Source organism: Corynebacterium tuscaniense DNF00037 (assembly GCF_000759055.1).
GTDB lineage: Bacteria > Actinomycetota > Actinomycetes > Mycobacteriales > Mycobacteriaceae > Corynebacterium > Corynebacterium tuscaniense.
Window position 1 is genome coordinate 1 of the sequence record NZ_JRNG01000062.1, and the last position, 7,939, is coordinate 7,939.

Sequence of the window (7,939 nt, forward strand, 5' to 3'; positions counted from 1 at the left end):
AGAAACGATCCACAGGGTGCGCACACTGAAGCGCGCGCAGGAGACCGAAGAACAGCGAAAACGGGCCGGTTCCCTGCAAACCGAAAAAACTTCCAGACACTTGGCGCGGAATCAACCGGGCAGTCGATGCTCGATGCTCGAGGATTAGAAAACTACAGCACTCCCTGCTCTCGCGCCGATGCCACGGCGGAGGTGCGGGAGCGTACCCCCAACTTGTCGTAGATGTGCACGAGGTGGGATTTCACCGTTGCCTCGGAGAGCATAAGCTGCTGGCCGATTTCGCGGTTGGAGGATCCGTCGGCGACGAGCTGGAGTACCTCTAGCTCACGCGGGGTTAGGGAGGATCGCGGGGCGCGGTCACGGGTTTGGAGGCGGTCGCGGACCATCGGTGACATTGCTGGATCGCCCTTGGCGGTGGAGCGAACTGCGGCGAGTAGTTCCTCCGGGGGTGCGTCCTTGAGCAGGTAGCCAACGGCACCGGCCTCGATGGCGCCGAGGATGTCCACGTCGGTGTCATAGTTGGTCACCATGAGCACTTTGGGCGGGTTGTCCATGGTGGCGCGGATTTCGCGGGTGGCGTCTGCACCCGTCGTCAAGCGGGCGCCTTGGGCGCCGGGGCCGAAGCGGAGGTCCATTAGGATCACGTCGATGCCACCTGCTTGGGCGGTGGCAATGGCTCCTTCGGCGGTGGCGACTTCGCCGACGACGATGATGTCATCGGCTTCTTCCAACACGGCGCGAAGGCCTAGGCGGACAATTTCGTGGTCATCCGCAAGCAAGACGCGAATCATGTATCCTCCTCAATCTTTTGGTTGATAGTACCACTATCAGGTATGGCGACAGACACTGCGGTCGGTCCACCAGGTGTGGATTCCACCACGAGCTCACCGCCAAGTTCAGCTGCGCGGGTACGCATGGCATCAATGCCAATGTGCCCCAGGCCGCTGGGGCGCTGGGGCGCGGCACCTACATCAAAACCACGCCCATTATCTACCACGTCCAGGCGGATCTCATCCGGTGCAAAGGTGAGCGTCACCCGGGACTTCGTCGCGCCGGCGTGTTTGACCACGTTGCTCATCGCGCCCTGGGCGATGCGGAGCAGACCTGCTTCAAGGCGCATGGGCAATTGGCGGGGGTCACCGTCAGTGGTGATTTCAAATTCCACGTCGCCGGCATAGCCAAAGGAAGCAGCAATCCGCTCAAGTGCCTCGGGGAGGGAGGTCTCCGATAGTGGCGCGGGGGTCAAGGCAGCAATCATCGCACGGGTTTCCGCCAGGTTGTCGGAGGCAGACCGGCGCGCGACTTCGATGCGGCGCAGGGGGGCGGCCAATTCTTCGTCGGTAAGCGATGTTTTTTCTAGGTCGCGCTCGGCGGCGTGCAGCAGCATCTGGATTGAGGACATGGATTGCGCAACCGTGTCGTGTATTTCGTGTGCGAGGCGCTGACGTTCCTGCACAACTCCCGCTTCACGTTCTTTGAGCGCGAGGGCTTTCTGTGTGGTCACCAGTTCCTCAATGAGTTCCTCGCGCTCTGCACTCACGCGCGCAATCACGTTGAATGCGTACGTGATCAGCACGACCACCAGCGCAGACACCGCCGGGCCCATCACACCACCGAAAGTGAGGCCACGCGGCACCTGGAAGAGGACTGAGATGGCCAGCATGACCACTACGCCGATGACACCCACCCAGTTACTAAACGCCCGCATGTACAGGAAAAACAGGGTAAACACCCAGTACACAGCGATAGGTGTGAACATCATGGCAACAACCCACACACCGCTTAAGCCCGCTAGCCAGAGGAAGCGTCCGGTGGGGTTGAGGTCCCGCATGTTCATCGCGCCGAAGAAGTACATGAAGCTAAACACAGCGATGAGCAGCACAAGCACCGCGCCCTGCTCCAGGTTCATCTGCACAACGCCGCCGAGGGAGACGAGCAAAATAGCCACCGTTAGCGCCGCAATGCCCGTATCCAGAGCACGGTTGACGGGTGGTGGGGCGGACTCATTCAAGGCGGTTACCATGGAAGGCATGTGGAGGAGCCTACCCGTTGTTTTACTATTCACCGCCGTTGCCTTAGCTGGGTGCGCGCCAAATGAGACGTCGCAAGAAAGCAGTGAGCTTATCGACGTCCCCTCAACCTCCCCCATCTCCCTTCCCCCCGAAGAACCCCTGAGCACCACCCCGGGCCCCTGCCCGTATCTGGATGTGGGGTTTGTGGAGCAGGCCAATGGCCAGCGCGTGACCGGGACTGGCACCGATGATCGTTTCGATCCCCCGGCTTGTGTGTTTTTGACCTACGGCGATGAGCCACAATTGGAGGTCACGGTCCACCACACTGGCTCTGTTGCCGAGGCCCGCGCCGTGGTTGATCGTGCCGCCCCGGTTGATTCCACCTCCCTAGCGGACAGCCCTGCCGGCTGGTCCGGGGGTCGCTCCGGGGGTGAGGACGGCGCCATCTACGCCGTATCCAAGGAAACTGTTGCCGTAGTTGTGCGCAGCAATCAAGCCGAGTCCGTGAAGGCCCAGGCAGTGGCGGAGGAAGCGATTACCAACCTTGACCTATAGCTGTAGTGACGTCGTTGTACGGCATCATGGTGGCCACCCAGGGGAACACCACTTCCATGAGCAGGAAGAACAGCGCAGTAAGCACCACGAGGATGATCAGGAGTTTCAACGGAAATGGCCCGGGCAGGGCGTTCCACAGTGCGCGGTACATAGCGGTTACCTCTTCGGAGTCATATCGGTTTGGATGGCGTGGATGATCATGCGTTCTGCGTTGGAGAACTGCGGATGGCACGTGGTCAGGGTGAGCACAGGCAACAGGTCTGGTGATTCCGCAGAGTCATTGCGCCCCGGATGCGGTGCCACAACCCCAACATCCGAGGGGAGGGTGATGTGCCGGCCTTGCACTCCCGCGTAATCGCCCGATGCTACGCGGTCCAGCATTGGTCCCGACAGGCACCCAGCTAGTTCCGCACGACGAGCCTCAGCGGAACCAGCCTCCACGGGCAGCAACCGGTACGTGATCGTGCTGTCACGGGTTTCCACCACAATCTCATCACACGCCTTCAACCGGCCCAGATCATTAAAAGGTGCCCCTTTACCCACGCGGTGCCCAGCCAAAGCGAAATTGCCGGGCATACCCGGCATCTGGCTTTCAGAGTAATGGCCCGGACCCGTCAACAACGAGGCGTCATCAGTGCCTTCCACCACCGCATACTGGTAATCCGGCCCGAAAGCGGGGATGCGCAGCACGGCAAAAGCGTCGCCGATGGCGGGGGTGTGGTTGGTGCGGGGGTTACTCCAATCGTCGATAAGCTGCTCTTGTGCATGGCTCTGCTTGCGGCCGGCATCAAGGTTCGTCCAGTACGCCTCATAAAACGCGAACAACAACAACACAACACCAAAGGTGAGCAGCACTTCACCGATCACCTCTTGCACGCGGACTTTTCGGCGAGGCGCATCCACGGTATTCCCCGTCATAGAAGACATGACCTAACATTAACGCAGCAACAACTAGTCGTGACTATTTGAGGAGAGACGAAGGCCCATGATCGAAGCATTCGTCTACCCCGTGTCAGCGGTAATGAAATTCTGGCACTGGCTGCTCGCCGACATTTTCACCGTCTCCCCGGACACCGCCTGGGTACTGTCAATCGTGCTTCTCGTGGTCACAGTGCGCGGCTTTTTGGTCCCCTTCAACTGGTCCATCTTCAAATCCACGCGCGTTATGCTCATGATGCGCCCCGAACAGGCCCAACTAGAAAAACAGTACGGCGAATCCCTCGACGCGAACGACATTGAAGCGCACGAAAAAGCACTGAAAAAACTAAACAAAGACTACGGCTACAACCCCCTGACAGGCTGTATCCCGCCACTCATCCAACTTCCCTTCATCCTCGGCCTCTACCGCCTCCTGCTATGGATGTCCGTGCCCGAAAACGGCCGCACCGGCACCAACATTGGCCTGCTCACCCCCGATGACATCGCCGGATTCCTCCAAGCCTCCTTCCTCGGTGTGCCACTGCCTGCCTACGTGAGCATGAGCCAAGAACAATTCGCGGCACTAGGCACCACCAGCCCCGAAGTCCGCGCAGTGGCAATGCCAATGCTCATCAGCGCCATCATCTTCACCACATTCAACACCTTCGTCTCACAGCTACGCTCGCGTGTCCACCTAGATTGGGACGCCCCGATGTCCGTCAAGATGTACAACCTCATGTGGTGGATGCTCTTTGTCATCCCCGTCATCCTGGGCGTCGCCGGCACCACCGGCCTCATCCCAATCGCCCTGCTCATGTACTGGTTCCTGGGTAACCTTTGGACACTCATCCAAACGATCATCCTGTGGTGCGCCCTGTGCGTCCGCTTTCCCCTTGAAGATCAGCACCTCGACCACATCCTGAACACCCGCAGCGCCATCACCGCGCCCCGCAAGTTACGCCGCCGCCGCCTCCTCGCCGCCCTGAAGCGCCCATGGACCATCTTCCGCGTTCACCGCAAGAACAAACAAGTAGAGAAAACAGAAAAACTCGAACGCAAAGAGAAGAAAACGCACCAAAAATCCATGGCCAAGCAAAAACGCAAGGTTCAATCTGAAAAGCGCAAAGCGGAACGCCAAAAACGGAAGGAAGAAGCCGAAACTAAATTGAATAATCCGGCGGCGGAACCGACAACATCTGACGCGCCAGATCCTTCGCCGTAATCAACGGACCCTGATCTCGGCTGATTCGCGCACCCGTCATACCACCATCAAGGAAGATCAGCAGCTGGCTCGCCTGCTCACCAGAAGGGTAGCCGTTCTTCTTGTTCAGAAGCTCCGTCATCGTGCTGTGCATCCACTGGCGGTGTGCCACACACGTGGCCACGATCTCTCGCTCCGAATCCGTTTCCGGCCGCGGATATTCGGCAGCGGCGTTAATGAAAGGGGAACCGCGGAAATCCTTCGCCGGTTCCTCCTCAATAGCCAAGTCAAAAAACGCCAGGATCTTTGAATCGGCGTCAATCATCGTGGCGGTCATCTCCCGCCAGCGAGCCCGATACTGCTCATCCAACTGCTCGAGATAAGCAATAACCAGGTTGTCCTTCGAGCCCAATAGGGAATAAAGCGAAGCCTTGGCTACATCGGCTTCACGCAAGATCCGGTCAATACCGATGACGCGGATGCCTTCCTCCGTGAACAGTTTCGTCGCCGCATCCAAAAGACGCTGCCGTGGGCTTGGCCGGTTGCGGCGACGATTGGTTGTCTTCTTCTTCGAAGTGGGGGCGTTGTCCTGGGTCACGCCCCTCAATATAGACAAACCGGTACGTTCATTCAACGGGAAGGTAGAAAAACAGGTTCCTAATTGCGCTTACCAGAAACCTTATTCAGAATCCACAGCACAAGAACCGCACCGAAGATACAGGTCAGGAAACTAAAGAACCAGCCCTTGCTCTGAACATCAACAAAGAAGGAAAGAATCCAACCACCCAATAGACCACCGACAATACCGGCGACAATATTAGCGATAACGCCCATCGACGCATCCCGGTTCATAATCATCGAAGCAATCCAGCCAGCGATGCCGCCGAGGACGATCCAAGCAATGAAACCCATAGAAAGAGTCATTATCAGTACTCCTTAAATACCCAATACTATTTTGCGCTCCGCTTGGAGAGAATGCTCCAAAACGGACTGACTACCCCAGTGTGCCATCAAAAAAGAAACCGTGGGCAACGGATCACCCACGGTTATATAACGTTTCAGCTTTATAGCCGGTCAAACGCCTGTTGCGAATCCTCTATTGCGGCAGAATCTCCGGACGCACCACCATCATCGGACACGGAGCAGCCTGGAGCAGCGCACGGGACGTGGAACCAAGCAGCATGCCCTTGAAACCACCACGGCCATGAGAACCAGTGATGAGCAACTGCGCCTTCTCCGCCTGATCCACCAAGGCACGAACCGGACGGTCACGCGTAATCACCTTGGTCACTTTCACATCAGGGTACTTCTCCAACAGCGGCGCAAGAGCAGCATCGAGCTTTTGCTCACGCTCCTCCTCGAAACGCTTCCACTGGTTATCCCCCAAGATGGCGCCAGAGACAGGCTCATGCACCTGATTCTCCAGATACGTATGCACAGCAACCAGCTCTGCACCACGGGCCTGTGCTTCCTCAAAAGCCACCTTGGTTGCCTTTGCAGAAACCTCAGAGCCATCCACACCCACGACCACAGGGCCGTACTTGGTCTCATCGGTCACCGCATTGTCCTCGCGCACCACCACAACCGGGCAGGACGCGTGAGACACCACAGCAGCAGACACGGAACCCAGCACCATGCCGGACAAGCCACCCAGGCCACGGGAACCCATCACGATCATGATGGCCTGCTTCGACATATCCAGCAGCATGTCAATCGGGGAGCCCTCAACCACCGTGTGGCCGATTTCCAAATCAGGAGCAACCTCGAGGGCTAGTTTCTTTGCCTCCTCGATTTTGTGGAGGCATTCGTTCTGCAAATCGTCGAAAAGCTCCTGCGGTGGAACCATGCCCTCCGCATACAGGAACTGCGGCATCGTATATGACGACGCCAAACGCAGCGGCACCCCTCGCTTATTCGCAGTGTTCGCCGCCCAACGGACGGCGTTATTCGACGGATCCCCGCCATCAACAGCGACGACAACGGCCTTTTGCTGGGTCATGAGCATGCCTTTCCGCTACAGCTTGAATGTGCATAAACACCGAACACCACCCATTGTAGCGCCGGCCACGACAACCGCTTTCGAGCTAGCGAGGAATCTCAATCTCATGTGCCGCGGGCGCGTTTGCCGGGTACAGAATCGTGTACAGATTCCACAAGAGATCGGCAATGATCTTGCCAATCCCGTCGCTGAAAAACTGAGAAAGCTGGGCAACAATCACATCAAGGTTCATGTGGAATAAATTAGTACATGTGAAGGACATACGGAAGCAGAACACCCACCCACCTTTGCCACCCCGCAATGGACTTGGTGCAACACGCGCCCGCGTCCCGGACGGTGAGCCTATTAAAGCCTGGGACTTTGTCTGGCATCTGATATCCACCCAACGGCACAGACACCCCGACGACAATGAGGATGCCGTAACCGAAAGATTCAAGGAAGCAGAGGTCGTTTACGCCGACTCCACTCCGGTCGACCCCGATCAAAAACTTGAGCCCGGAACAGACATCTACTTCTACCGTCGTCCGGCCCCCGAGACCCGCGTCCCGTATTCCATCCGCACGGTCTATGAGGACAGCGGCATCCTCGTCGTGCACAAACCCCCCTTCCTGGCCACCATGCCGCGCGCTTCCCACATCACGGAGAACGTCACCGTGCGTTTGCGTCGCGCCACTGGAAATGAGGAGCTCACACCCGCACACCGTCTGGACCGAATGACCGCTGGGCTGCTGCTCCTGACCAAGCGCGCCTCCTTGCGCGGCGCCTACCAGGAACTCTTCGCGCGACGCGAGGTGGACAAGCTCTATGAGGCAATTGCCGACGACAAAGGCCTCACCCCCACCACCTGGGAACACCACATTGAAAAGCACGAGGGCGAACTAGCCGCCCACATCATTCCCGATGCGGAATCCAACGCCCTGACGTATCTCAACGCGGTGGAGCCCCTCCCTGACAGCCCAGGATCTGCGCGCTACCTGCTTCAACCCGTGACCGGGCGAACCCACCAGCTGCGCGTCCAGATGAATATCGCTGGCGTTCCCATCCACGGTGACGGCGTGTACCCCGAACTGTTACCAGCCGCCGGCGAAGACTTCGGCAAACCCATGATGCTCACCGCCGTCGCACTCGCTTTCCGCGATCCCGTAAGCAAGCTTCCACGCTGCTTTACGACGGGCGGCTACTCCCACCTGCCCCTTCCCGAACCCCTGTTCCGGTGAAGCCCGGAAACAAGAATTAACGCGGCTTCCGCCACTG

Annotated in this window: 11 protein-coding genes; 3 read left to right on the forward strand and 8 right to left on the reverse strand. The window is 58.4% G+C overall.

The window, feature by feature from the left end; genetic code table 11:
• Positions 1-152 precede the first annotated feature (152 nt).
• Positions 153-791, reverse strand: coding sequence for a LuxR C-terminal-related transcriptional regulator (locus HMPREF2129_RS10150; protein WP_034666274.1), 639 nt, complete (start codon positions 789-791; stop codon positions 153-155).
• The gene (locus HMPREF2129_RS10155; RefSeq protein ID WP_034666275.1) at positions 788-2,032 is read right to left on the reverse strand and encodes a sensor histidine kinase; all 1,245 of its coding nucleotides are present in this window, start codon (positions 2,030-2,032) and stop codon (positions 788-790) included. The genes HMPREF2129_RS10150 and HMPREF2129_RS10155 overlap by 4 nt, the downstream gene beginning before the upstream one ends.
• On the opposite strand from HMPREF2129_RS10155, the gene HMPREF2129_RS10160 reads away from it, so the two are divergent.
• Positions 2,031-2,567, forward strand: a complete 537-nt coding sequence (locus HMPREF2129_RS10160; RefSeq protein ID WP_034666276.1) for a DUF2020 domain-containing protein — start codon at positions 2,031-2,033, stop codon at positions 2,565-2,567. The genes HMPREF2129_RS10155 and HMPREF2129_RS10160 overlap by 2 nt on opposite strands.
• Here the strand turns inward: HMPREF2129_RS10160 and HMPREF2129_RS11185 are convergent.
• Positions 2,548-2,718, reverse strand: coding sequence for a hypothetical protein (locus tag HMPREF2129_RS11185; RefSeq protein WP_034666277.1), 171 nt, complete (start codon positions 2,716-2,718; stop codon positions 2,548-2,550). The two genes, HMPREF2129_RS10160 and HMPREF2129_RS11185, sit on opposite strands and share 20 nt — an antisense overlap.
• A 5-nt stretch (positions 2,719-2,723) precedes the next feature.
• Positions 2,724-3,494, reverse strand: a complete 771-nt coding sequence (locus tag HMPREF2129_RS10170) for a class E sortase (RefSeq protein WP_232218150.1) — start codon at positions 3,492-3,494, stop codon at positions 2,724-2,726.
• Between the two features lie 58 nt (positions 3,495-3,552).
• Here HMPREF2129_RS10170 and yidC point away from each other — a divergent pair, with 58 nt between their 5' ends.
• Complete coding sequence (yidC, locus tag HMPREF2129_RS10175; protein WP_034666279.1) at positions 3,553-4,707, forward strand: membrane protein insertase YidC; 1,155 nt, start codon at positions 3,553-3,555, stop codon at positions 4,705-4,707.
• Here the strand turns inward: yidC and HMPREF2129_RS10180 are convergent.
• From HMPREF2129_RS10180 to HMPREF2129_RS11190, 4 genes are all read right to left on the reverse strand, one after another.
• Entirely contained in the window at positions 4,646-5,284 is a 639-nt protein-coding gene (locus HMPREF2129_RS10180) for a TetR/AcrR family transcriptional regulator (protein ID WP_034666280.1), read from the reverse strand. The genes yidC and HMPREF2129_RS10180 overlap by 62 nt on opposite strands.
• Positions 5,285-5,343: 59 nt before the next feature.
• Positions 5,344-5,610 (reverse strand): GlsB/YeaQ/YmgE family stress response membrane protein, encoded by a 267-nt coding sequence (locus tag HMPREF2129_RS10185; protein WP_034666282.1) that lies wholly within the window; start codon positions 5,608-5,610, stop codon positions 5,344-5,346.
• Between the two features lie 172 nt (positions 5,611-5,782).
• Positions 5,783-6,685, reverse strand: coding sequence for a universal stress protein (locus HMPREF2129_RS10190; RefSeq protein ID WP_034666284.1), 903 nt, complete (start codon positions 6,683-6,685; stop codon positions 5,783-5,785).
• Between the two features lie 85 nt (positions 6,686-6,770).
• Positions 6,771-6,917, reverse strand: a complete 147-nt coding sequence (locus HMPREF2129_RS11190; RefSeq protein ID WP_170253123.1) for a hypothetical protein — start codon at positions 6,915-6,917, stop codon at positions 6,771-6,773.
• Here HMPREF2129_RS11190 and HMPREF2129_RS10195 point away from each other — a divergent pair.
• Positions 6,916-7,902 (forward strand): pseudouridine synthase, encoded by a 987-nt coding sequence (locus HMPREF2129_RS10195; RefSeq protein WP_034666286.1) that lies wholly within the window; start codon positions 6,916-6,918, stop codon positions 7,900-7,902. The genes HMPREF2129_RS11190 and HMPREF2129_RS10195 overlap by 2 nt on opposite strands.
• The last annotated feature ends 37 nt before the right edge of the window (positions 7,903-7,939 follow it).

Excerpts from the sequence above, each read along its gene's own strand:
- yidC (WP_034666279.1), top strand. The coding sequence starts at position 3,553 with ATGATCGAAGCATTCGTCTACCCCGTGTCAGCGGTAATGAAATTCTGG.
- HMPREF2129_RS10160 (WP_034666276.1), top strand. The coding sequence starts at position 2,031 with ATGTGGAGGAGCCTACCCGTTGTTTTACTATTCACCGCCGTTGCCTTA.
- HMPREF2129_RS10185 (WP_034666282.1), bottom strand. The coding sequence starts at position 5,610 with ATGACTCTTTCTATGGGTTTCATTGCTTGGATCGTCCTCGGCGGCATC.
- HMPREF2129_RS10150 (WP_034666274.1), bottom strand. The coding sequence starts at position 791 with ATGATTCGCGTCTTGCTTGCGGATGACCACGAAATTGTCCGCCTAGGC.
- HMPREF2129_RS10170 (WP_232218150.1), bottom strand. The coding sequence starts at position 3,494 with ATGTCTTCTATGACGGGGAATACCGTGGATGCGCCTCGCCGAAAAGTC.
- HMPREF2129_RS11185 (WP_034666277.1), bottom strand. The coding sequence starts at position 2,718 with ATGTACCGCGCACTGTGGAACGCCCTGCCCGGGCCATTTCCGTTGAAA.
- HMPREF2129_RS11190 (WP_170253123.1), bottom strand. The coding sequence starts at position 6,917 with ATGAACCTTGATGTGATTGTTGCCCAGCTTTCTCAGTTTTTCAGCGAC.
- HMPREF2129_RS10155 (WP_034666275.1), bottom strand. The coding sequence starts at position 2,032 with ATGCCTTCCATGGTAACCGCCTTGAATGAGTCCGCCCCACCACCCGTC.
- HMPREF2129_RS10195 (WP_034666286.1), top strand. The coding sequence starts at position 6,916 with ATGTGGAATAAATTAGTACATGTGAAGGACATACGGAAGCAGAACACC.
- HMPREF2129_RS10190 (WP_034666284.1), bottom strand. The coding sequence starts at position 6,685 with ATGACCCAGCAAAAGGCCGTTGTCGTCGCTGTTGATGGCGGGGATCCG.